The 21,805-nt window shown below is 73.1% G+C and carries 23 protein-coding genes; 6 read left to right on the top strand and 17 right to left on the bottom strand.

Annotation, left to right across the window (positions count from 1 at the left end; genetic code table 11):
* Positions 1-70: 70 nt before the first annotated feature.
* The 7 genes from QL987_RS00740 to hxlB form a co-directional block, all read right to left on the bottom strand.
* On the bottom strand, positions 71-832 hold the full coding sequence (locus tag QL987_RS00740) for an alpha/beta family hydrolase (protein WP_290155786.1): 762 nt from the start codon (positions 830-832) through the stop codon (positions 71-73).
* Between the two features lie 53 nt (positions 833-885).
* Positions 886-1,521: a PepSY domain-containing protein gene (locus tag QL987_RS00735; RefSeq protein ID WP_290155784.1), complete on the bottom strand. Its 636-nt coding sequence runs from the start codon at positions 1,519-1,521 to the stop codon at positions 886-888.
* 104 nt (positions 1,522-1,625) lie between these two features.
* On the bottom strand, positions 1,626-3,002 hold the full coding sequence (locus tag QL987_RS00730; RefSeq protein ID WP_290155780.1) for a HAMP domain-containing sensor histidine kinase: 1,377 nt from the start codon (positions 3,000-3,002) through the stop codon (positions 1,626-1,628).
* The gene (locus QL987_RS00725; protein ID WP_204606670.1) at positions 2,995-3,672 is read right to left on the bottom strand and encodes a response regulator transcription factor; all 678 of its coding nucleotides are present in this window, start codon (positions 3,670-3,672) and stop codon (positions 2,995-2,997) included. Before QL987_RS00725 ends, QL987_RS00730 begins: the two co-directional genes overlap by 8 nt.
* Before the next feature lie 127 nt (positions 3,673-3,799).
* Positions 3,800-4,267 (bottom strand): hypothetical protein, encoded by a 468-nt coding sequence (locus QL987_RS00720; RefSeq protein WP_290155776.1) that lies wholly within the window; start codon positions 4,265-4,267, stop codon positions 3,800-3,802.
* Positions 4,268-4,447: 180 nt separating this feature from the next.
* Positions 4,448-5,077 (bottom strand): 3-hexulose-6-phosphate synthase, encoded by a 630-nt coding sequence (gene hxlA, locus QL987_RS00715; RefSeq protein WP_111074010.1) that lies wholly within the window; start codon positions 5,075-5,077, stop codon positions 4,448-4,450.
* Positions 5,078-5,097: 20 nt separating this feature from the next.
* Positions 5,098-5,670 carry a 6-phospho-3-hexuloisomerase gene (hxlB, locus tag QL987_RS00710; RefSeq protein ID WP_221848980.1) on the bottom strand — a complete coding sequence of 191 codons (573 nt, stop codon included), beginning with the start codon at positions 5,668-5,670 and terminating at the stop codon, positions 5,098-5,100.
* Positions 5,671-5,783: 113 nt separating this feature from the next.
* Between hxlB and QL987_RS00705 the strand changes: the two genes are divergently transcribed.
* Positions 5,784-6,608 (top strand): LuxR C-terminal-related transcriptional regulator, encoded by an 825-nt coding sequence (locus tag QL987_RS00705; protein ID WP_290155771.1) that lies wholly within the window; start codon positions 5,784-5,786, stop codon positions 6,606-6,608.
* A 319-nt stretch (positions 6,609-6,927) separates the two neighbouring features.
* Here the strand turns inward: QL987_RS00705 and QL987_RS00700 are convergent, their stop codons facing one another.
* From QL987_RS00700 to QL987_RS00670, 7 genes are all read right to left on the bottom strand, one after another.
* Positions 6,928-7,617, bottom strand: coding sequence for a response regulator transcription factor (locus QL987_RS00700; RefSeq protein ID WP_221848983.1), 690 nt, complete (start codon positions 7,615-7,617; stop codon positions 6,928-6,930).
* A complete protein-coding gene (locus tag QL987_RS00695; RefSeq protein WP_111074014.1) occupies positions 7,614-10,106 on the bottom strand; it encodes an ATP-binding protein in 2,493 nt (830 codons plus the stop codon). Before QL987_RS00695 ends, QL987_RS00700 begins: the two co-directional genes overlap by 4 nt.
* A 123-nt stretch (positions 10,107-10,229) precedes the next feature.
* On the bottom strand, positions 10,230-10,835 hold the full coding sequence (gene kdpC / locus QL987_RS00690) for a potassium-transporting ATPase subunit KdpC (RefSeq protein ID WP_290155766.1): 606 nt from the start codon (positions 10,833-10,835) through the stop codon (positions 10,230-10,232).
* 2 nt (positions 10,836-10,837) lie between these two features.
* A complete protein-coding gene (gene kdpB, locus QL987_RS00685) occupies positions 10,838-12,979 on the bottom strand; it encodes a potassium-transporting ATPase subunit KdpB (RefSeq protein WP_290155763.1) in 2,142 nt (713 codons plus the stop codon).
* Positions 12,979-14,661: a potassium-transporting ATPase subunit KdpA gene (gene kdpA / locus QL987_RS00680; protein ID WP_111074017.1), complete on the bottom strand. Its 1,683-nt coding sequence runs from the start codon at positions 14,659-14,661 to the stop codon at positions 12,979-12,981. Before kdpA ends, kdpB begins: the two co-directional genes overlap by 1 nt.
* Entirely contained in the window at positions 14,661-14,750 is a 90-nt protein-coding gene (locus QL987_RS00675; RefSeq protein WP_111074018.1) for a potassium-transporting ATPase subunit F, read from the bottom strand. The genes kdpA and QL987_RS00675 overlap by 1 nt, the downstream gene beginning before the upstream one ends.
* 233 nt (positions 14,751-14,983) lie before the next feature.
* Entirely contained in the window at positions 14,984-15,976 is a 993-nt protein-coding gene (locus tag QL987_RS00670; RefSeq protein WP_290155756.1) for a WYL domain-containing protein, read from the bottom strand.
* Between the two features lie 99 nt (positions 15,977-16,075).
* Between QL987_RS00670 and QL987_RS00665 the strand changes: the two genes are divergently transcribed.
* From QL987_RS00665 to QL987_RS00655, 3 genes are all read left to right on the top strand, one after another.
* On the top strand, positions 16,076-16,495 hold the full coding sequence (locus QL987_RS00665) for a VOC family protein (protein ID WP_290155753.1): 420 nt from the start codon (positions 16,076-16,078) through the stop codon (positions 16,493-16,495).
* 75 nt (positions 16,496-16,570) lie between these two features.
* The gene (locus QL987_RS00660; RefSeq protein ID WP_290155751.1) at positions 16,571-17,395 is read left to right on the top strand and encodes a hypothetical protein; all 825 of its coding nucleotides are present in this window, start codon (positions 16,571-16,573) and stop codon (positions 17,393-17,395) included.
* 40 nt (positions 17,396-17,435) lie between these two features.
* The gene (locus QL987_RS00655) at positions 17,436-18,350 is read left to right on the top strand and encodes a hypothetical protein (RefSeq protein ID WP_290155749.1); all 915 of its coding nucleotides are present in this window, start codon (positions 17,436-17,438) and stop codon (positions 18,348-18,350) included.
* A gap of 14 nt (positions 18,351-18,364) precedes the next feature.
* On the opposite strand, the gene QL987_RS00650 is transcribed toward QL987_RS00655, so the two are convergent.
* Positions 18,365-19,201, bottom strand: coding sequence for a putative RNA methyltransferase (locus tag QL987_RS00650; RefSeq protein WP_290155747.1), 837 nt, complete (start codon positions 19,199-19,201; stop codon positions 18,365-18,367).
* Positions 19,202-19,237: 36 nt separating this feature from the next.
* Here QL987_RS00650 and QL987_RS00645 point away from each other — a divergent pair, with 36 nt between their 5' ends.
* Together QL987_RS00645 and QL987_RS00640 are read left to right on the top strand one after the other, a co-directional pair.
* Positions 19,238-19,852 carry a hypothetical protein gene (locus QL987_RS00645; protein ID WP_290155745.1) on the top strand — a complete coding sequence of 205 codons (615 nt, stop codon included), beginning with the start codon at positions 19,238-19,240 and terminating at the stop codon, positions 19,850-19,852.
* Positions 19,853-19,961: 109 nt separating this feature from the next.
* The gene (locus tag QL987_RS00640) at positions 19,962-20,900 is read left to right on the top strand and encodes an aldo/keto reductase (RefSeq protein WP_290155743.1); all 939 of its coding nucleotides are present in this window, start codon (positions 19,962-19,964) and stop codon (positions 20,898-20,900) included.
* 2 nt (positions 20,901-20,902) lie between these two features.
* Here QL987_RS00640 and QL987_RS00635 read toward each other — a convergent pair whose 3' ends face one another.
* Positions 20,903-21,469, bottom strand: a complete 567-nt coding sequence (locus QL987_RS00635) for a type II toxin-antitoxin system RelE/ParE family toxin (protein WP_290155740.1) — start codon at positions 21,467-21,469, stop codon at positions 20,903-20,905.
* Positions 21,466-21,783 carry a prevent-host-death family protein gene (locus tag QL987_RS00630; protein WP_290155738.1) on the bottom strand — a complete coding sequence of 106 codons (318 nt, stop codon included), beginning with the start codon at positions 21,781-21,783 and terminating at the stop codon, positions 21,466-21,468. The genes QL987_RS00635 and QL987_RS00630 overlap by 4 nt, the downstream gene beginning before the upstream one ends.
* Positions 21,784-21,805: the final 22 nt, after the last annotated feature.

Raw genomic sequence — 21,805 nt, 5'->3', positions numbered from 1 at the left:
GCCCGCCCCACGTCCGCCACGCAGCCCGGGCCCGCGCGCTGACCCTTGTACGTGCGCTGGCCCGTGCGCGTCAGCGCAGGTCGCGTACCCAGCTCTCGATCGCGGCGGTGATCGCCCGCCGTGCCTCATCGGGGCTGATCGTCGCCGTCCGGTCGCCCGGCTGCGCCCCGTACGCGCCGAAGTCGGCATGGTTCGCGCCGGTGACCTGCGTCATCGTGGCGTCTGACGGGAGTTCGTCGCGGGCGGCGGCCACCTTGTCCGGCGTCGACAGGCCGTCGCGCGAGCCGGAGACGCTGAGCACGTCGAGGTCGGTGGCCGACAGGTCGTTCGCGCAGTAGCTGCCGAGCAGCAGCAGGCCGGCGACGTCGGGACCGTCGGCCAGCTGGCAGGCGCGGACGCCGCCGAGGGAGTGGCCGCCGACGGCCCAGGTGCGGACCTCGGGGGCGTGCGCCTGGAAGACCGAGAGCGCCCGGGTGTCGAAGAACGCCAGGTTGAGGGTCGGCTTCGTGATCACGACCGTCGTGCCGTCGGCGACCACCTGCCGGAAGGTCGCCATGTAGGCGTACGCGTCGACCTTCGCGCCGGGGACGAACACGACGCCGACGCCGTCCGGGGTGCCCGTCGGGGTCATCACGACGGAGTCGCCGGCGTCGCGGACGGACACCCGGTCGTCGCGCCAGACGGTGAGGGCGGCCGAGCGGGTGCCCTGCATGACGATGTGCGCCCAGACGAGGAACACCAGGACCAGCACGAGCAGGACGGCCAGGACCCACCCGCCGATCCGCAGCACGCGGTGGCGGGGGGCTGGGGTGGTTCGTCCGTCGGTGCTCACGCCGCCGACGCTACTGCCACCACCTGGCCGGCGGAGACCCGGGCCTGCGGGGGTCAGTCGTCGGTGTCGACCGTGTTCGTGACGACCTCGCCGCTGCCGGCGTCGATGCGGATGCTGTGCTTCGTGCCGGACGCGTCGAGGACGTCGCCCTCCCAGACGACCGCGCCGGCGTGGTCGTCGAGGCCGAGCTCGGTCACGGTGCCGGAGACGGTCTTCGTCAGGGCGGAGGCGGCCTGGGCGACGGACAGGTCGGCGGCACCGACGAACCGCTTCGCCTCGGCGACGTCGTCCGCGTCCGAGGTCTCCTTCGTCGGGCCGGCCGTGGTGCGCCGGCCGTCGGCGTCGACGTGGACCTCCTGCTCACGGCCGTCGGCGGTGACGACGAGGACCTCCCACGAGGTGCCGCCGGCCTCCTGCTCGATCGCGGTGACGGTGCCGGAGCCGACGGCCTTCCGGGCGGTCGCGGCGGCGGTCGGGAGGGCGTCGTTGCCGGCGGTGGCGGCGGCGCTGCTGCTGCCGTCCGACGCGACCGACGGGGCGGAGGCTGCCGGTGCTGAGGCTGCCGGTGCGGCCACGTCGTCGCGGTCGTCGTCGTCCGACGAGCAGCCGGTGAGCGCCAGGGCCCCGACGAGCGGGAGTGCGGTGAGGAGGGCGATGCGGCGGGCGGTGGTCTTCGTCGTGGTCTGCATGGGACCACCCTGGGCAACGGGCACTGAAGCAGACCTGAAGCGACCTGGGGCGACGCCTGGTGCCGGTCGGGCCTGCGCCTGCGCCTGTGCCTGTGCCCGCCCGTTCAGTCGTGCAGGAGCGGCAGCCGCACGGTGAACCGTGCTCCCCCGCCGGGCGCTGCCGACACCACGACGCCGCCGCCGTGCCCCCGGACGACGGCGTCGACGATCGCGAGCCCCAGCCCGGAGCCGCCGGCGTCCCGCGCGCGTCCCTCGTCCAGCCGGACGAACCGCTCGAACACGCGGCCGCGGTCGGCTTCGGGGACACCGTGCCCGTCGTCGTCCACGGTGAGCACCGCGCTGCCGCCGTCGGTCCCGAGCCCCACGACGACCGTCCGCTCGGCGTGCCGGACCGCGTTGTCGACGAGGTTCCGCACCACCCGGCCGAGCAACCGGTCGTCGCCGCGGACCCGGGCCGGGGTCACGCCGGAGACGTCCACCCGGACGGCCGCGCGGCCGTCCGAACGCACGGCCGCTCCGTCCGTCCCGCGGACGGAACGTGGTCGGGATGCCTCGGTGAACACGAGGTCGTCGAGGTCCACCGCCCGGTCGCGGTCGCGACCGCGTTCGTCGACGCGGGTGAGCAGGAGCAGCGACTCCACGAGCTCCTGCAGCCGGGCACCCTCGTCGAGGACGACGTCGGCGAGGTCCGCCGTGCCGGTGACCTCCGGGTGGGCGCGGGCGACCTCGGCGTGCTGCCGGATCGTCGCGAGCGGGGAGCGCAGTTCGTGCGAGGCGTCGGAGACGAACTGCCGCTGCGCCTGCTGTGATGCCTCGAGCCGCCCGAGCATCCGGTTCATGGTCGTGGCGAGCCGGTCGACCTCGTCGCCCGAGCCCGGCTCGTCGACGCGGGCGTGCAGGTTCGTGCCCTCGACCGCATCGACCTCGCGGCGCATCCGGTCGACGGGGCGCAGGGCCCGGCTGACGACGAACCACGTGACGAGCGACATCAGCGCCACGACGACGGGCACCGCCACCACCAGCAGGACGGTGACGGTCCGCACGGCGGCGTCGGCGTCCTCCAGGGGTGCGCCGACGACCAGGGTGCCCTCCCCGCCGTCCGGCAGGTCGACGTCGTCGGCGACGAGCAGCCACCGCTCGCCGTCGTGCCGGGAGCGGGACTCCTCGGCGGTGTCGAGCGGCCGGGGCGGGCTGTCGTCGGCGCGGGCGAGGACCCGGCCGTCGCCGTCCTGCAGTTGGGCGAGCACGTCGTCGCCCTCCGCCTCCACTGCGGGTGCGCCGTCGGCCTCCACCCGGGTGCTCAGGCCGTCGAGGGTCTGCTCGGCGGCGGTCCGCACGCCGTCGGTGAGCGAGGTGCGGAGGACACCGACGAAGGCGACCGCCCCGAGGGCCAGGGCGACGAGGACGACGAGGGCCGCGCCTCCCGTCGCGCGTGCGCGGATCGACGCAGGCCGACGCGACCGGGCGGTGCGCTCAGCCACCGTCGGCGTCGAGGCGGTACCCGGCCCCGCGGACGGTCTCGATGGCGTTCCGGCCGAACGGGCGGTCGACCGCGCGGCGGAGGTGCCCGACGTACACCTCGACGATGTTCGGGTCACCGGTGAAGTCGTCGTCCCAGACGTTCGCGATGACGTCGCGCTTCGACAGCACCTGCCCGGGATGGCGCATCAGGTACTCGAGGACCGTGAACTCCCGGCTGGTCAGGTCGAGCAGGACCTCGCCCCGCCACACCCGTCGCGCCGCCGGGTCCAGGCGCAGGTCACCGGCCTGGAGGACCGTGGGCCGTTCCCGGGACCCGCGCCGGACGAGCGCACGGAGACGCGCGACCAGCACCGGGAACGAGAACGGCTTCGTCACGTAGTCGTCGGCGCCGGCGTCGAGGGCGTCGACCTGGTCCCACTCGCCGTCCTTGGCGGTGAGCATGAGCACCGGGGTCCAGTCCTGCTCGGCGCGGAGGGTCTCGCAGACCTTCCAGCCGCTCATGCCGGGCATCATCAGGTCGAGGACGATGGCGTCGTAGGGGTTCTCGCGGGCGTACCAGAGGCCGTCGACCCCGTCGTGGGCGACGTCGACGGCGAAGCCCTCGGCCTGCAGCCCGTTCCGGATGCCCTCGGCGAGCCGGACCTCGTCGTCGACCACCAGCACGCGCATCGTCCGAGCATGGCCGGGCGGCCTGAACCGCCGCTGAAGCCGGCTCCCCCGCGGGACGCAACCTGGGCGGCCCCACGCAACGGAGTACCGCTGCGTGGAGACGCCCACGTTGCGTCTTGCGAGGCCGTCAGCGACTGAGCGCCCAGGTCTGGATGCCCTGCAGGACGAGCCCGAGGCCGACCAGCACGCCGACGCCGCTGAGGACCAGGGCCACCGCGGGACTCCACCGCATCCGACGTCGGCGGGCCGACCACGCCGCCGTGGCGGACAGGACCACCATGACCGGCAGCGTCGTCAGCTGGAGCATGCCCCACGCCGCTCGGACGTGGTCCATCTGGTCCGGTGATGCCCCGTCGATGCCGCTCGGTGCCACGCCGCCGAGCGGGACACCCCAGGCTCCGGCGCGCTCGACGATCGCGAGCAGTCCAGCACACCAGAGCAGTACCCCGACGCTCGTCACGACGGCCAGCGTCCGTGCTCGCTCCCGGGACGGTCGTTCGACGCGCTCCCTCGGCTCGCGCTCGGCCCGTGGCGGCCTGGCCGTCCACCGTTCCCAGTCGTCGTCCTGCCCCCACGCGTCCCACCCCGAAGTCATGGCTCCACGCTAGGCAGCGCGGGGGACGGTGACATCGGCCGAACGGTGGTGCCGGGTCAGCCGGAAGACGGAGCCGGCCACATGCCTCCCGGCCGGGCTCCCCGCGGAACGCACCGTGGGCGGCCCCACGCAACGGAGTACCGCTGCGTGGAACCGCCCACGGTGCGTTTTGCGGAAGGACTACGCGGCGTCGATCGCGGCGCGGATCTCGGCGGCGGCAGCGCCGACGTCCGAGGCGCTGTAGATCGCGCTGCCGGCGACGGCGACACGGGCGCCCGCGGCCTTGACGGAGGCGACGGAAGACGCCTTCACGCCACCGGCGATCGAGAACGGCACGCCCGAGGCCTTGCCCTCCTCGAGCAGCGTGTCGAAGGTGAAGCCCTCTTCGGCCTGCTCGTCGAGGCCGGCGTGCACCTCGACGAACTCGACGCCGAGCTCGGTGACCTCGCGGGCCCGGGCGGCCTTGTCGGGGACGCCGATCAGGTCGACGACGATGCCCTTGCCGTGCTTCTTCGCGGCCTTGACGGCACCGACGATGGTGCTGTCCCCGGCGACGCCGAGCACGGTGACGAGGTCGGCACCGGCCTGGAACGCCATGTCGGCCTCGAGCTCACCGGCGTCCATCGTCTTGAGGTCGGCGAACACGATCTTGTCCGGGTGGGCTTCCTTCATCGCCGTGATGGCGGCGACGCCGGCGCTCTTCACGAGCGGGGTGCCGAGCTCGAGGATGTCGACGTGCGGGGCTGCCGCGGCGGCGAGTTCGAGGGCGGTGTCGGTGGAGAGGGTGTCGATGGCGAACTGGAGCTGCATGGTGGTTCCTTCCGAAGGGGTCATTCGAGGTTGGCGTGCCGCGGCCAGAGGTCGTCGGCGGAGTGTCCGCTGCGCTGCCACAGCGCGTGGAACAGTGCGTCACCGAGCAGGACGACGCCCTGCTCGAAGAGGCCGCCGGCGTACTGGGCCGAGGCGGTGCCGGAGCGGTCGGTCTTCGTCGCGGCCGGCAGCACGAGGGTGACCTCGGCCAGTTCGGCGAGCGGCGACGACGCGGTCGTGGACACGGCGACGACCTGTGCGCCGACGTCCACGGCGGTCCGTGCGGCCTGCACGATGCTGCCGGTGGTGCCCGACCCGCTCGCGGTGAGCAGGACGTCGCCGGACTCGATCGCGGGGGTCGTGACCTCGCCGACGACGTGGACGTCGAGCCCGAGGTGCATCAGCCGCATCGCGGTCATCCGCAGCGCGAGCCCGGAGCGTCCGGCACCGTGCACGAACACGCGCTCGGCGCCGTCGAGCAGGTCGAGTGCCCGGTCGGCGGCGGCCTGGTCGCCCTCGGCCACGCCGTCGACGAGGTCGTCGAGTTCGTGGCTGACGAGGTCGAGCGCGGCAGCGAGCGTGTGTGTGGTCATGCAACAACAGTGCTCCCCCGCACCTGCGGGTGCCGCTACCCGACACGGCGGGCGTCCCACCCGTTCGGACGGCTCCACGTTCGCGGACGGGCAGGGCGGGTAGGTTCGTCCTGATGGACACGCAGCCCGGCCGGGAGGCCCGGATCACCCCCGCCGAGCACGCTCGCCTCCTCGCCGACCAGGCCGACCGGCACACGCTCACGCTCGAGTCCGTGCTGGCCGTGCTCCGCTCACCCCGGGTGGGCGACGCCGCCGCCCGGGCCGAGGCGGTCGAGATCGCCTCGGCGGCACTCGTGGACCTGCGGACGTCGACGGACCGGCAGCGCGAGGTCCTGCTCGAGCCGGTGGCCGGGGCGTTCTCGCGTCTGCGGGCCGACCTGCGCCCCCTGGTCCGGTTCGGTGACCTGGACGTGCAGTTCGTCGAGCCGCCTGCGAACGGTCGCGCCCTGCCCGGCGACGTCGCCCACGCTGCCCGGGCGGTGGTGCGGACGGCGGTGCTCACCCTCGTGGACGAGGGCCGGGCGAACCGGGTCCGCATCCAGTGGGACTGCGACGGCCGGAACCTGCTCATGCAGCTCCGCGACGACGGCGCCGGGACGCACGACGTGCAGGACGATGCGATGCGGCCGATCGCCGAACGGGTCGCGGCGCTGGCCGGGCAGATGCGGGTCGACTCGACGCCCGGGTGGGGATCCGTGATCGACGTGACGGTGCCGCTCGACCCGCCCGTCGCCTCCGCCCCGACCCCCGAGGACTCCGACCTGACGCCCCGCGAACTCGACGTGCTGCGGCTCGTGGCGACCGGGGTCGGGAACCGGGAGATCGCGGACGGCCTCGGCATCACCGTGAACACGGTGAAGTACCACGTGGCGAACCTGCTCCGGAAGCACGGTGCCCGGACCCGGGCGGAGCTCGCGGCGCACGCGCACGCCGGCTGAGCGGCGGCGCGGCAGCGGCGGCGCCGCCCAACAGCAACCCACTCGAACCACGGGATGCCGCGGTGCGAGCGGGACACGGTTGTGCGGGTCCGATCGGCGCCGGGACCGGGGCCCGCCACCTGCACGACAGCGACCCGACAGCCTCCCGACAGCGCCGCATCACCCGTTCCGGACGGTCGCCGGACGTCGCCGCCCAACAGCATCCCGCTCGAACCAGGGGATGCCGCGGCGCGAGCGGGACACGGTTGTCCGGGTCCGATCGGCGCCACGCGCCACGTGCCACGTGCCACGCGCCACGGCACCGCGACGCAGCGGCGGGTCAGCCGGCCGGCGCGAACCGGTAGCCCATCCCCGCCTCGGTGACCAGGAACCGCGGGTGCGACGGCTCCGGCTCGAGCTTCCGCCGCAGCTGCGCCATGTACAGCCGCAGGTACCCGGAGTCGGTGCCGTGCGTCGGACCCCACACCTCCGTGAGGAGCATCTCGCGCGTCAACAGCCGGTCGGGGTTCGTCACGAGGACCTCGAGCAACCGCCACTCAGTCGGGGTCAGGCGGATCGCGGGTCCGTCGGGCGCGGTGACCTGCTTGGCGACGAGGTCCACCACGAGCGCCCCGATGCGGATCGTCGGCGCGGCCTCGGCCCCGCCCGCCGGTGCCCGTCGCCGGCCCAGGGCCCGCAGCCGTGCCAGCAGCTCGTCCATCTGGAACGGCTTCGTCACGTAGTCGTCCGCGCCGGCGTCCAGGGCGTCCACCTTGTCGCTCGAGTCGGTGCGCCCGGACAGCACCAGCACCGGCACCTGCGACCACCCGCGGATGCCCTCGAGCACCCCGATGCCGTCCAGCCGGGGCATGCCGAGGTCGAGCAGCACGATGTCCGGCCGCTCGGTGATCACGGCGTCGATGGCGGCCCGACCGTCGCGGGCGGTGACGACGTCGTAGCCCCGGGCACCGAGCGTCACGGCGAGCGCCCGCACCAGCTGCACGTCGTCGTCCGCGATCAGGACCTTCATCTGCCCACCACTCCCAGGTGTCCCGCGATCGGCAGCCGCACCACGACGGTGAGCCCACCGCCGGGGGTGTCGTCGACCTCGATCGTGCCGCCCATGCCCTCGGTGAACCCGCGCGCGAGCGCCAGGCCGAGTCCGAGTCCGGTCTCGTTGTCCGTGTCCCCGAGCCGCTGGAACGGCTGGAACACGTCTTCGCGGCGGTCCTCGGGGATCCCGGGGCCGCGGTCCGCGACGCGGAGTTCGACCCTGCCGGCGAAGGCGCTCGCCGCGATCCGGACGCGCTCGCCGTCGGGTGAGTAGCGGACGGCGTTGGCGAGCAGGTTCACGACGACGCGCTGCAGCAGTACCGGGTCGGCGAGGACCGGCGGCAGTTCGGCGGGCAGGTCGAGGTCGACGTCCTCCGGGCCGAGTTCGAGTTCGTCGAGTGCGGGCGCGACGACCGTGTCGAGTGCCGTGGGGACGGGGGCGGCGGCGAGCACTCCGGCCTGTACACGGCTGACGTCGAGCAGGTCGGCCAACAGGACCGCCAGCTGACGGAGGCTCTCGTCGGCGGTCGCGAGGAGCGCCTCCCGGTCGGCTTCGCCCAACCGCACATCCCTTGCGCGGAGGGACTGGACGGCGGCGCTGGCGGCGGCGATCGGCCGGCGCACGTCGTGGCTGACGGCCGCCAGGATGGCGCTCCGCACCCGGTCGACGGCGGCGATGCGTTCCGCGTCGACGGCGGTGCGGGTGAGGGCGCGGTGTTCCAGGGCGGCGTCGAGCTGCTGCTCGACGACGCGCAGCAGCCGCCGCTGGGTGGGGTCGTCGGGCGCGCCGGCGAACTCCAGGACGGCACCGGACGGGAGGGTCGTGGCCGCGTCCGGCTCGTCGCCGAACGTCCCCGACGTGGCCGGCACCTCGTCGCCCTGGCGGACCCGGACCCCGGCGAAGCCGAAGGCCTCGCGGGTGCGCTCGACGAGGGCCTGGAGCGCGTCGTCCCCGCGGAGGACGCTGCCGGCGATCCCGACGAGGAGCCCGGACTCGGCGGCGGCCCGGCGTGCGGTGCGGGAGCGTCGGGCGGAGCGGTCGACGACGAAGCTGACGAGCACCGCGCTGACGACGTACATGACGAGGGCGAACAGGTGCCAGGGCTGCTGGACGGTGACCTGGTGCAGGGGTCGGACGAAGAAGAAGTCGAGACTCAGCCCGGACAGGACGGCGGCGAACACGGCGGGCAGCATGCCGCCGATCAGCGCGACGACGAGCACGAGCAGCTGGTAGGCGAGCACGTCGACGGTGATCGAGTCGGGGTCGTCGGTCAGGCTGAGGAGCCAGGTCAGGACCGGGCCGGCGACCAGGGCGAGCAGGAACGCCGCCACGGTCCGGGAGCGGGACAGGCTGCCGCCGAGCTTCGGCAGCGCGAAGCCGCCGCCCGCGCGCTCGTGGGTGACGACGTGCACGTCGATGTCCCCGGACTCGCGGATGACGGTGCTGCCGATGCCCGGCCCGGTGAGGGCCGCGGCGAGTCGGCTGCGACGGCTGATGCCCATCACGATCTGGGTCGCGTCGACCGACCGGGCGAACCGGACCAGGGTGGTGGGCACGTCGTCGCCGACGACCTGGTGGTAGGTGCCGCCGAGCTGTTCGAGCAGGGCGCGCTGCTTGCCGAGGGCTCCCGGGTGCCGTTCGCGCAGGCCGTCGTTGGTGGTGACGTGCACGGCGGCGAGCTCTCCGCCGGCCGAGCGGGCGGCGATGCGGGCTCCGCGGCGGAGCAGGGTCTCGCCCTCGGGGCCGCCGGTCAGGGCGACGAGCACGCGTTCCCGGGTCTCCCACCGGTTCGCGATGCCGTGTTCGGCGCGGTAGCGCTTGAGGGCGTCGTCGACCTCGTCGGCCAGCCAGAGCAGGGCGATCTCGCGGAGGGCGGTGAGGTTGCCGAGGCGGAAGTAGTTCGACAGGGCCGCGTCGATCCGGGCGGCCGGGTACACGAGCCCGTCGGACAGCCGGTCGCGGAGGGCCTGCGGGGAGAGGTCGACGACCTCGATCTGGTCGGCGGCGCGGACGACGGCGTCGGGGACGGTCTCGCGTTGGACGGTGCCGGTGATCTCGCGGACGACGTCGCCGAGGGACTGCATGTGCTGGACGTTCACCGTCGAGATGACGTCGATGCCGGCGGCACGCAGTGCTTCGACGTCCTGCCAGCGCTTCTCGTGCGGGCTGCCGGGGGCGTTCGAGTGCGCGAGTTCGTCGACCAGGGCGACCTCGGGTCGGCGGGCCAGGACGGCGTCGAGGTCCATGTCGTCGAGTTCGACCCCGCGGTGTTCGACCGTGCGACGGGGGACGACCTCGAGCCCGTCGACGAGGGCGGCGGTGGCGGCGCGGCCGTGGGTCTCGACGACGGCGATGACCACGTCGCGGCCGTGGTCGGCCATCCGGCGGCCCTCTTCGAGCATCGTGTAGGTCTTGCCCACGCCGGGGGCCGCACCGAGCAGCACCCGCAGCTTCCCTCGCTTCACGCGCTCATCCTCTCCTGCTCGGGGCCCGGCGCGAACCGGACCCGCACAACCTCGTCCAGCTCGAACCGCGGTTGCCCGTGGTTCGTACGGGTTCTGGTTGTGCGGGTCCGATCGACACCGGGGTCAGCCGAGCTTCGCCAGCGCCAGGTTCAGCTCGAGGACGTTGACCGCCGGGGCGCCGAGGAACCCGAGCTGCCGGGACTCGGTGTGCTCGTCGACCAGGGCACGGACCCGGGCCTCGGAGACGCCGCGAGCCGAGGCCACACGGGCGATCTGCAGGCGGGCGTACTCCGGGCTGATGTCCGGGTCGAGCCCGGAGCCGGAGGCCGTCAGCGCGTCCGCCGGGACCTCGGACGCGGGCACACCGTCGGCCTTCGCGATCGCGGCACGTCGTTCCTCGATCGCCTTGGTCAGGTCGGGGTTGGACGGGCCGAGGTTCGACCCGGACGAGGCGTTCGCGTCGTACCCGTGCTCGCCGGCTGCGGAGGGGCGGGACTGGAACCAGCGGGCTGCGTCCTTGCCGGTGAACGACTGCCCGATCAACGACGAGCCCACGGTGGTGCCGGAGGAGTCGGTGACCATCGAGCCGTTCGCCTGGTCGTGGAAGGCGGCCTGGCCGACACCCCAGACGGCGAGCGGGTAGCCGACGCCGAGGACGACGGTGGCGAGGAGGGTGAGGCGCACGGCCACACCGGTGGAGCGGAGGAAGGAGCGAGAAGAGGAAGCCATGACTAGAACCCCGGGATGAGACCGACGACGAGGTCGATCAACTTGATGCCGATGAAGGGGACGATGACGCCGCCGAGCCCGTAGACGAGCAGGTTGCGGCCGAGGATCGACGACGCCGAGGCTGCGCGGTACTTGACGCCACGCAGGGACAGCGGGATGAGCGCCACGATGACGAGCGCGTTGAACACGATCGCCGACAGGATCGCCGACGCCGGGGAGTGCAGGTGCATGATGTTCAGCGCACCGAGGCCCGGGAACGTCGCCTGGAACATCGCCGGGATGATCGCGAAGTACTTGGCGATGTCGTTGGCGATCGAGAACGTGGTGAGCGCACCGCGGGTGATGAGCAGCTGCTTGCCGATCCGGACGACGTCGATGAGCTTCGTCGGGTCCGAGTCCAGGTCGACCATGTTGCCGGCCTCCTTGGCCGCGGTCGTCCCGGTGTTCATCGCCACGCCGACGTCCGCCTGCGCCAGGGCCGGGGCGTCGTTCGTGCCGTCACCGGTCATGGCGACGAGGTTGCCGCCCTCCTGCTCACGACGGATCAGCGCGAGCTTGTCCTCCGGGGTGGCCTCGGCGAGGTAGTCGTCGACGCCGGCCTCGGCCGCGATGGCCTTGGCGGTGCGCGGGTTGTCGCCGGTGATCATCACGGTGCGGATGCCCATGCTGCGCAGTTCGGTGAACCGCTCGGCCAGGCCGTCCTTCACGACGTCCTTGAGGTGCACGACGCCGAGCAGCTGGACCGTGCCGGCAGCGTCACGACGGCCGACGACGAGCGGCGTGCCACCCTGGTCGGAGATCTCCGCGACGGTCGCGTCGATCGCTGCGGTGACACCGGCATCGCGGGTGTCCGCCCAGGCGAGCACTGCCGCAGCAGCACCCTTCCGGACCGAGGACCCGTCGGGCAGGTCGACGCCGGACATCCGGGTCTGCGCCGTGAACGGCACCTCGACCCCGCCGGCCGGGAGGGGCGTGGAGACCCCGGCGGCGAGCGCCAGGTCCACGATCGAGCGGCCCTCGGGCGTGCCGTCGGCGGCACTCGAGAGCGCCGCGGCGGCCATCAGCTCCGGCTCGGTCACGCCCGGCACCGGGACGACCCGGGAGGCGCGGCGGTTGCCGTACGTGATGGTGCCGGTCTTGTCGAGGAGCAGCGTGGTGATGTCACCGGCGGCCTCGACCGCACGGCCGGACATCGCCAGGACGTTGTGCTGCACGAGCCGGTCCATGCCGGCGATGCCGATCGCGGAGAGCAGCGCCCCGATGGTGGTCGGGATGAGGCAGACGAGCAGCGCGATGAGCACCGTGATGCTGACCGTCGAGCCGACCAGGCCGGCGATCGGCTGCATGGTGAGGCAGACGATCACGAAGACGATCGACAGCGACGCGAGCAGGATGTTCAGCGCGATCTCGTTCGGCGTCTTCTGGCGGGCGGCGCCCTCGACCAGGCGGATCATCCGGTCGATGAAGGTCTCGCCAGGGGTCGAGGTGATGCGCACCACGATCCGGTCGGACAGCACCCGGGTGCCACCGGTGACGGCACTGCGGTCGCCGCCGGACTCGCGGATCACCGGAGCGGACTCACCCGTGACGGCGGACTCGTCGACCGAGGCGATGCCGTCGATGACGTCCCCGTCGCCGGGGACCACCTCGCCGGCGACGACGACCACCAGGTCGCCCTTCGCCAGGTCGACCGAGGCGACGTCCTCCGTGGCGGTGGACAGTGCGGCCGGGTCGGACGCCGAGTAGCCGACGACGCGGCGGGCGCTGGTCGTCGAACGGGTCTTGCGGAGCGTCTCGGCCTGCGCCTTGCCGCGCCCCTCGGCGACGGACTCGGCCAGGTTCGCGAAGACGACCGTCAGCCAGAGCCAGACGGCGATCGCGATGGTGAAGGAGGACGGGACGGGCGCGCCGGAATCTGCCGCGCCTCCCGACCGGGTGAAGGGCTCGACGACGGCGGTGACCGTCGTCAGGGCGGCCCCCACCTCGACGATGAACATCACCGGGTTCTTCCACATCAGCCGGGGGTCCAGCTTGCGGAACGCACCCGGGAGGCCCGCCGCCAGTTGGCGGGGTCCGAAGGCCGACGAGCGTCGGCCCGGCTGCTCAGCGGTGTGCTGCTCCGTCTCGGGAGTCAGGGTGGTCATCAGGACAGTCCTTCTGCGAGCGGGCCCAGTGCGAGCACCGGGAAGTACGTGAGTGCGGTGACGATGACGGCGACGCCGCCCAGGAGCACGATGAACAGCGGCCGGTGCGTGGGCAGCGTGCCGACGGTCGCCGGCACCTTGTCCTGCTTGGCCAGCGACCCGGCGAGCGCCAGGACGAACACCATCGGCACGAAGCGGCCGAGCAGCATCGCGACACCGAGCGCGGAGTTCATCCACGTCGTGTTCGCGGTGAGACCGCCGAAGGCCGAGCCGTTGTTGTTGCCGGCGCTGGTGAAGGCGTAGAGCAGTTCGGACAGGCCGTGGTTGCCCGGGTTGAAGAGCGACGTGCCGAGCACCTGCTCACGGACGCCGGGGATCAGGAGCGACAGGGCCGTGCCGGTGAGCACCACGGTCGGGGTGACCAGGATGTACAGCGCGGCGTAGGTCATCTCCTTGGCGCGGATCTTCTTGCCGAGGTACTCCGGCGTGCGGCCGACGAGCAGCCCACCGATGAAGACCGTGATGACGGCGAGCACGAGCATGCCGTACAGGCCGGACCCGACACCGCCGGGGGTGACCTCGCCGAGCATCATGTTGATCAGCGCCATCATGCCGCCGAGCGGGGTGAAGCTGTCGTGCATGGCGTTCACGGCGCCGGTGGACGTCGAGGTCGTCGCGGTGGCGAAGAGCGTCGAGCCGAGGATGCCGAAGCGGACCTCCTTGCCCTCCATCGCGGCTCCGGCAGCGTGCGTGGCGGACCCGCCACCGGCGAGTTCGGCGATCGACATCGCGGCGAGGGACACCAGGAAGATGCCGCTCATCACGGAGACGATCGCGGTGCCCTGGCGGGTGTCGCCGACCATCTTGCCGAAGGTGCGGGGCAGCGAGAACGGGATGACGAGCATGAGGAAGACCTCGAAGAGACTCGTCCAGGCCTGCGGGTTCTCGAACGGGTGGGCGGAGTTGGCGTTGAAGTACCCGCCGCCGTTCGTCCCGAGCTCCTTGATGGCCTCCTGCGAGGCGACGAAGCCGTGCGGGATGTGCTGCGTGCCACCGGCCAGTGTGCTGACGTCGGTGCCGGCGCCCCACGACTGGATGATGCCGCCCGCGACGAGCACGAGTGCGGAGACGAACGCCAGCGGCAGGAGCAGACGCCCGGTGCCGCGGACCACGTCGACCCACACGTTGCCGAGCGTGCCGGACTTCCGACGGGCGAACCCGCGGACCAGGGCGACGGCGACGGCGAGACCGACGGCAGCGGACAGGAAGTTCTGCACCGCCAGGCCGGCCATCTGCACGGTGTACCCGACGGTGGCCTCGGGCGAGTACGACTGCCAGTTCGTGTTCGCCACGAACGACGCCGCGGTGTTGAACGCGAGCGCGGGGCCGACGGCGGGCAGGCCGAGGTCACCCGGCAGCACCACCTGGATGCGCTGGAGCAGGTAGACGAGCAGCAGTCCGGCGACGCTGAAGAGCAGCACGCCGCGGAGGTACGCGGCCCACGACTGCTCGGCGTCGGGGTCGACACCGATCAGGCGGTAGACCCCACGCTCGATGCGACCGTGGTGGGTGCTCGTGAAGACGCGGGCCATCCAGTCGCCGAGCGGCCGGTGGGCCACGACGAGGAGCAGCACGAGGAGGGCGACCTGGGCGATGCCGGCCCAGGTCTGCGCGGCGCCCATCAGAACTTCTCGGGGCGGACGAGCGCCCAGACGAGGTACACGACAGCGGCGAGGCCGAGGACGGCGGCGGCGATGGTGATGGCGATCACAGCCGCTCCACCCCCTTGGCGATCAGTGCCACCACGCCGAACACGGCGAGGACACCGGCGACGACGAAGACGTCGAACACGTGGGACTCCTGGAGATCGAGGTGCCCGCGGCAGCTGCCGTGGACCGCACCGGTTGTGGTGCAGTCCGATGGTGGCTCTGGTCGGGGTCGCGACCGACGGTCCTAACGGTTCCCTCACGGCCCCGTGGGTGACGCGTGCACCGCCCTAACGGCTCACTCCGGAGCGGCGGACCGGAGACGGTCGGCCACCTGCTGCACCGCGTCCCGCAGGGCGTCGGGGCCGGTGACGACGAAGTCGGCGTCGAAGCCGGCGAACTGCGCCGCGAGGGCTGGCCACGACCACGAGCCGGCGGTGAGACGACAGGTGTGGTCGGGGAGGGCCTCCAGGACGGCGTCCTCGGTGAGGTACGGCGCGATCGTGCGCGCGTCCACCTGCAGCACCGCGGTACCGACGCACGGCCAGGCGGGCCCACCGTCGGCCGGGCCCACGTCGGACGGCCCGGTGCCCCGGAAGCGGGCCGCGACGAACGCGGACGGGTCGCCACCCGGGACGTCCCGGGGGACGAACGGGAGACCCGTGGGCACCTTCGGCAGGATCCGGTCCACCCGGTAGGTGCGCCAGTCCCCCGCGTCGGTGTCCCAGGCGAGCAGGTACCAGCGGCCGTTCCGCGCGAGGAGTGCGTGTGGTTCGACACGGCGGGGTGGTCGGTCGTCCTCCGCTCCCGGCGGCCAGGCGGGCGCGTACCCGAAGCGGAGGACCGTGCGGGTGCGGACCGCCTCGCTCACGGCGACCAGCACGCCCGGGTCGACCACGACCGAACCCGGTGTGGTGACGACCTGGACGGCGTCGATGCGGTGGCGCAGCCGGGACGGCATCACCTGCCGGACCGTCGTCAGGGCGCGGGTGGCCGCCTCGGCGATGTCCGCGCCGGACGCCGGGGCGACGGCGAGCGCGAGGGCGATCGCGACGGCCTGGTCGTCGTCGAAGAGCAGCGGCGGCAGGTCGGACCCGGCGGACAGCCGGTAGCCGCCGGCGGGTCCGCGCAGTGCGTCGACCCGGTAGCCGAGTTCGCGGAGGCGGTCGACGTCCCGCCGGACGGTTCGCGGGCTGACGTCGAGTCGCCCGGCCAGGTCGGGTCCAGACCACTCGCGGCGCACCTGCAGGAGGGACAGCAGCGCGAGCATGCGGGAGGACGGGGTGGGCATGCCCCCGAGCATGTCAGGAGGAGCGGACACGATCTGACCGCATCTGCCGCGATGCTCCTCGTGACGAGGACGACTGGTCCTCGCAGACGAGGAGTCGACATGACCATCACCACCACGCCCCACGTGAACTTCGACGGACAGGCCGCTGCGGCCCTGGCGTTCTGGGGCGAGGCTCTCGGGACCGAGCCGGTCCTCGTGACGTACGGGCAGAGCGGCGCCGTGGCGGACCCGGTCTGGGCGGACCGGGTCGTCTGGGGCCAGGTGTCCTCGGCGAGCGGCGTCCGCGTGATGGCGTTCGACGTGTGGCCCGGACAGCCCTACGACCAGGGCGCGAACAGCTCCTACGTCTACCTGTCCGGAACGGACGAGGACGAGATCCGCGCGGTGTGGGACGGCCTGCAGGAGGGTGCCGAGGTGCGGCAGCCGCTCGGAGCCTCGGCGTGGTCGCCGCTCGCCGGGCAGCTCCGCGACCGGTTCGGCGTCGTCTGGGCGCTCGACGTGCCGGCGCAGCAGGGCTGACCGCGCCCGAGCCGGACAGCGGAGCGGCACGGACCGTCGGCGGACGCGCACGCCGACGGTCCGTACGCTGACCCCATGGGGACCACGATCACATCCGTGACCATCGCCTTCGTCATCGCCGCCGTCGTCCCGGTGGTCGTGACGTCGGCCATCCGCCGGGGGGACCGGAAGCGGAAGCACCAGCGTGTGCTCGCGGGAGCAGCACCGGACGCGCTGTTCACCGTGCGGCCGCGACGGTGGCAGCGGGTGATCCTGCGCACGATCGGCATCCTCCTCGCGGTCGTCGGCGCCGTGCTGCTGCTCGCCGGGGTCACGTCGACCGACGAACCGGACGCGCTGCCCGTGGGCATCACGGGCGGGTTCGCCCTGCTCGCCGGTGTCGCCTTCGTCCTGCTCGCTGGCGCGCTGGCACGGACGCGGATCGACGCGCTGCCGGACCGGTTGATCGTGCGGAAGGGCTTCCGGGCCGAACGCGAGGTGCACCACACCGCCATCGCGTCGATCCGCCCCTGGACCGGCCCGTACGGGGGCATCCAGGCGCGGGACTCGAACAACGCCGTGCTGTTCGACACCGTGTCGATCGCGATCGGGTACCCCGACCTCGAGGCCTGGCTGGCCCAACGCGCGCCGTGGGCGTGGTTCGCCTACGCGGGTGCAGGCACCCCGGCTCCGAACTGGCCGGCAGCCAACGCGTCGGCACCGGGCTGGCCGGCACCGAATGCTCCGGCACAGAACGCTCCGGCACAGGGCGCTCCGTACCCGGCCGCTGCCACGCAGGGCTGGCCGGCACCGGGCGCTGCACCGCAGGGCTGGCCCGCACAGCGTGGACCCGCCGAGCCGTGGCCCACGCCCGAGACGCCGGGGCCGAACGCGCAGGGCCCGGACGCGCCGAAGTACTGACCGACGGTCCCGGGAGCGTCCGGACCGGCATGCTGGTGGCATGGGGGACACGGGCGCCGCGGTGGGACCAGGACCCGAGCAGGATCTCGCCCGGGCGCGGAAGGCCCGGGCGCGAAAGCTCCGGAAGCGGCGCGACCTGCGCCGCGCGCTCCGGCTGCAGATGGACTGGCGCGGGCGGCCCGTCCCGCTGCTGGGGTGGTGGGTGGCGCTCGTCGCCGTCGCCTCCGGCCTGCTCTACGGCAGTGCAGCCGACCCCGGCGACCTCGATGTGGCCGGGCTCCCCGTCGCCCTGACCGGGATCGCCGGCGGTGTCCTCTGGGGCGCCCTGGTGGTGGCCGCCGCACCACCGCTCATCGGCGTCCCCGTCATCGTCGTGAGCTTCTTCGTCGCCGAGCTGACGTTCGGACCAGCTGTCCCCGGGGCCGTGTTCGCAGGGATCGTGGGCCTGGTCGCCGGGTGGATGGTCGGCATCCAGGTCCGCTGGCTCCTGGTCGGACGACGGCGTCAGTCCGCACCCCCGTGGCCACAGCAGCAGCTCGTCGACCGGAGCCGCCCCCGACGCCCGGCGCCGCTCACCCGGTCGGAACGGGCGTCCCTCGTACCGTCGGGTGTGGCCAGCGTCGGGCTGCTCGTCTTCTCCCTGCTGTTCTTCGTGCTGCCGGCGCCCAGCACGCTGCCCGCGTGGTTGCTGCTCGTCACGCTGGCTCTGGCATGGGCGGTGCCGACCGGGTGGTGGAACGGGATGGCGCAGAGCCGGTACGCGGTGGGCGGCGCGCCGGTCGCCGCCGCGCAGTGGGGCATCCTGTTCAACGCCTGGGGTGCGGCCGGTGTGCACGGGCAGCCCGTGTCCCTGACCGCGGGGATGGCGGGCGCGGGCCTCGGCTTCGTCGCACGTCGGCTGTACGAGGCCCGGGTCGGACGCCACCCCCGGCAGCGCCCGGGGTCGGCCGTCTGACCGCAGCCCGCCGCTCAGGCCGTGGGCGCCCAGGTGCTGACGGTCACCGCCGCTGTCACCGACTCCGGCGCGAACACGGTGTCGGGTGCCACGTGGTGGTGACTCGGCCCCATGTGCACGACGTCGTGCACGTCCTCGGCCGTCAGCGCCATCGTCCACGTCAGGTCTTCGCTCGACCGCAGTGTGAACGCGGGGGTCAGGCTGTCGTGCAGCCGCCGCTCCTTCTCGGGGTCGACGCTGATCGTCGCCGCCGCGAGCTCCGCCAGGTGGCCGGCCCGGGGCGTGACGACGACGAGCACACCCTCCGGGTGCAGCACCCGGGCGTACTCGTGCTGGTTGCGGGGTGCGAAGACGTCGAGCACGACGGCTACGGCACGGTCGACGACCGGGAGGCGCTCGGTCACGTCCCCGACGACGGCCCCGACACGCGCGTGGATGCGAGCCGCGCGGCGGACGGCGACGGCCGACAGGTCCAGGGCGACCCCGAGCCTCCCGGCCGGACCGGCGGCGGTGTCGTCGCCGGCACCGTCGAGGGTGTGGGCGAGGTAGGTGCCGGGGCCGGAGCCGACGTCGAGGACCACACCCGGCGCGGTCGCCTCGCCGACCACGCGGGTGAGCGCCCGCTCGACCGGGGCGTAGTGTCCGCGGCCGAGGAAGCGCAGACGCGCGTCGACCATCGCCGGGGTGTCCGCGGTGAGTGTCCGGCGCCTGGCCGGCAGCAGCGTCAGGTGGCCCTGCTTCGCCTCGTCGTACCGGTGCCCGTTCCCGCAGCCGGCCTGGCCCGGGGCGGTGCGGGCGAGCGGCTCGGCGCACACCGGGCACGCGAGCACGGGCAGCAGGTCGTCACGCACCGGTCCAGGGTACGGGCGTGCCGGTAGGTTGCCGTCATGGCCGTCATCCACGAAGCGACTCTCACCCCCGGCAAGCTCGACGCCATCAGCGCCTGGCTGCCCGGACAGCCGTGGAGCGCAGTCCCCACCGGCACCACGGTCGAGCAGGTCGGGCGTTTCCGGTTCGACGACCCGGACGGTGAGGTCGGCGTGGAGACGTACCTCGTGCGCGCCGGCGACGGCCCCGTGCTGCACGTGCCGCTGACCTACCGCGGGGCGCCGCTCTCAGGTGCCGAGGCATTCCTCGTCACCGAGATGGAGCACTCCGTCCTCGGCCACCGCTGGGTCTACGACGCCGTCGGCGACCCGGTGTACGCCGACGTCCTGCGGCGGGCGATCGCCACCGGCGGCCACGAGGCGGAACTCGAGCGGGCCTCCGGGCCGGGCACCCTCGAGAAGGAGGGTCGGGCGTCCGGCGACGGCACCGAGCAGACGTCGCCGACGGTCACGACGGTCGATGCCCGCACCGACGGCTCGGTCACCACCGTCACGACCGACCACGGCACGCTCGCCGTGCTGCGGGTGCTCGGGGGCGACGTCCCTGCCGGGGCGGCCCTGACGGCTGGCTGGGGTGCCGACGGCTCGGCGGTCGTCGCGGTGCTGCTGCCGTAGACCGGCTGCGCTGGCCGGTCCGCCCTGCGCCGGCGGGGCAGTCCACCCTGTGCTGGCGGGTACGGCCAGGGCCTGGCTCACCCGGGTGGCCGCTGGCAGGATCGGTCGGGTGAAGACACTGGAGTTGCCACAGACGGACCTCACCGCATCCGACGTCGTCGTCGGTTTGATGCGGATCAACGACATGAGCGACGAGGACATCCGGTCGTTGTACGCCGCCTCGCGGGACGCGGGCGTGACGATGTTCGACCACGCGGCCGTGTACGGCGGCTGGCACGGCTGCGAGGAGCGCTTCGGCGCCGCCGTGACGCTGACCCCGGCGGAGCGCGCCGAGATCGTGCTGCAGACCAAGGTCGGCATCCGGCCGACGGACAACGGCGCGTACTTCGACTTCTCGTACGAGCACATCCTGTCCTCGGTCGAGGAGTCGCTCGCCGCCCTCCGCACCGACTACATCGACGTCCTGCTCCTGCACCGCCCCGACGCCCTGGTCGAGCCGGAAGAGGTCGCGAAGGCCTTCGACGAGCTGCACGCGGCCGGCAAGGTGCACCACTTCGGCGTCTCGAACCACACCCCCGGGCAGGTCGAGCTGCTAAAGAAGTCCGTGCAGCAGCCGCTCGCGTTCAACCAGGTGCAGCTGAGCATCACGCACGCGAACGTCATCACGCAGGGCCTCGTGGCGAACATGGGCGGCCTCGACCAGGCGATCGACCGCGACAACGACATCCTGAACTACTCGCGGTTGAACGACGTGACGCTGCAGGCCTGGTCGCCGTTCCAGAAGGGCTTCTTCGACGGGGTCTTCCTGGGCGACCGCGAGCAGTACGCCGAGCTGAACGACGTGCTCGAGGAACTGGCCGCGGCGCACGGCGTCACCCCGACCGGCATCGCCGTGGCGTGGATCACCCGGCACCCGGCGCACTTCCAGGTCGTCCTCGGCACGACGAACCCGCAGCGCGTCCGGGACTCGGCCGCCGGCTCCGACCTGGAGCTGTCCCGCGAGGAGTGGTACCGAGTGCTCACCGCGGCGGGACACACCGTCCCCTGAGGTCAGCTCCCCCGAGGCCGTGACCAGTGTTCGGCGAGTCGCTGCTGTGCTTCCTCTTCCGAGAGGCTCGCGATCTGGTCCTCGGAGAGACGGAGCACCTCGGCCAGGCCCCGCGCGAGCCACTCCGGCAGCGCGGGGCCGCGGATCGGCTCGGGAGCGGGTTCGACCCCCTCCCAGAGGCGCCCCATCTCCTGCACGACGGATGCGAGCGCCCTGACCCGGACGTCTCCGTCGCGCTGGGCGCGACCCACGCGACGGGTCAGTTCCGCGTAGACCTCGCCATCGGAGCGCGCACCGGCGGCCCAGACCTCGGCGATGTCGAGCACGGGCGTGTGTTGGTCGTCCTCGGTGACTCGCCAGACGATCCGCCAGTCTCGGTTCCCCGCGGTCAGCTTGCGGAAACCGACGAGCGCCCCGAGCAGCGGTTCACCGGCCTCCGGAGAGCGCTCGAGCAGCAGCATCTTGCGCACGAGCGTCCGGACGATGGCCGGGTCCTTCCGGTGCAGACGGACGACGTCGGCGACAGCATCGTCGGTGAGGCGGACGCGACACGGCCGGTCGGACGTCACCGTTCTCGTTCCGAGGAGTCCGCGTCGGACGCGACCTCTCTGTCGAGCTCGAGCTCGAGTTCCGCGCGGGAGAACCCGAGCGAATCGATGAGGGCATCGAGCTCGGTGCGTCCGCCGTCGTCAGTGGCGAACCGTGCCATGACGAGCGCCGCATCCCGGAGCACATCGCGGTCACGCCGCATCTCGGCCAGTTCGTCGGAGCCGACCACCTCGGCGATCACTCGGCCGTGGCGGGCCAGGGCGATGCCGTCCCCGCGTTGTGCAGCGGCGGCGAGCGCCGAGATGCCGGCGCGCGACGCTTCCGTGATGCTCATGGTGGTCATGGTCCGAATCTAC

The sequence above is a fragment of the Curtobacterium sp. APC 4022 genome, from assembly GCF_030407555.1.
Lineage (GTDB): Bacteria > Actinomycetota > Actinomycetes > Actinomycetales > Microbacteriaceae > Curtobacterium.
Note: the sequence above shows the minus strand (reverse complement) of the source record. Positions and strands in the feature narration are given on the sequence as shown.

Bases quoted from the DNA above. Each gene is read 5' to 3' on its own strand.
- QL987_RS00720 (WP_290155776.1), bottom strand. From the start codon at position 4,267: ATGACTTCGGGGTGGGACGCGTGGGGGCAGGACGACGACTGGGAACGG.
- hxlB (WP_221848980.1), bottom strand. From the start codon at position 5,670: ATGACCACACACACGCTCGCTGCCGCGCTCGACCTCGTCAGCCACGAA.
- hxlA (WP_111074010.1), bottom strand. From the start codon at position 5,077: ATGCAGCTCCAGTTCGCCATCGACACCCTCTCCACCGACACCGCCCTC.
- QL987_RS00670 (WP_290155756.1), bottom strand. From the start codon at position 15,976: ATGCCCACCCCGTCCTCCCGCATGCTCGCGCTGCTGTCCCTCCTGCAG.
- QL987_RS00735 (WP_290155784.1), bottom strand. From the start codon at position 1,521: ATGCAGACCACGACGAAGACCACCGCCCGCCGCATCGCCCTCCTCACC.
- QL987_RS00655 (WP_290155749.1), top strand. From the start codon at position 17,436: ATGGGGGACACGGGCGCCGCGGTGGGACCAGGACCCGAGCAGGATCTC.
- kdpA (WP_111074017.1), bottom strand. From the start codon at position 14,661: ATGGGCGCCGCGCAGACCTGGGCCGGCATCGCCCAGGTCGCCCTCCTC.
- kdpB (WP_290155763.1), bottom strand. From the start codon at position 12,979: ATGACCACCCTGACTCCCGAGACGGAGCAGCACACCGCTGAGCAGCCG.
- QL987_RS00665 (WP_290155753.1), top strand. From the start codon at position 16,076: ATGACCATCACCACCACGCCCCACGTGAACTTCGACGGACAGGCCGCT.
- QL987_RS00700 (WP_221848983.1), bottom strand. From the start codon at position 7,617: ATGAAGGTCCTGATCGCGGACGACGACGTGCAGCTGGTGCGGGCGCTC.
- QL987_RS00630 (WP_290155738.1), bottom strand. From the start codon at position 21,783: ATGAGCATCACGGAAGCGTCGCGCGCCGGCATCTCGGCGCTCGCCGCC.
- kdpC (WP_290155766.1), bottom strand. From the start codon at position 10,835: ATGGCTTCCTCTTCTCGCTCCTTCCTCCGCTCCACCGGTGTGGCCGTG.
- QL987_RS00725 (WP_204606670.1), bottom strand. From the start codon at position 3,672: ATGCGCGTGCTGGTGGTCGACGACGAGGTCCGGCTCGCCGAGGGCATC.
- QL987_RS00705 (WP_290155771.1), top strand. From the start codon at position 5,784: ATGGACACGCAGCCCGGCCGGGAGGCCCGGATCACCCCCGCCGAGCAC.
- QL987_RS00645 (WP_290155745.1), top strand. From the start codon at position 19,238: ATGGCCGTCATCCACGAAGCGACTCTCACCCCCGGCAAGCTCGACGCC.
- QL987_RS00660 (WP_290155751.1), top strand. From the start codon at position 16,571: ATGGGGACCACGATCACATCCGTGACCATCGCCTTCGTCATCGCCGCC.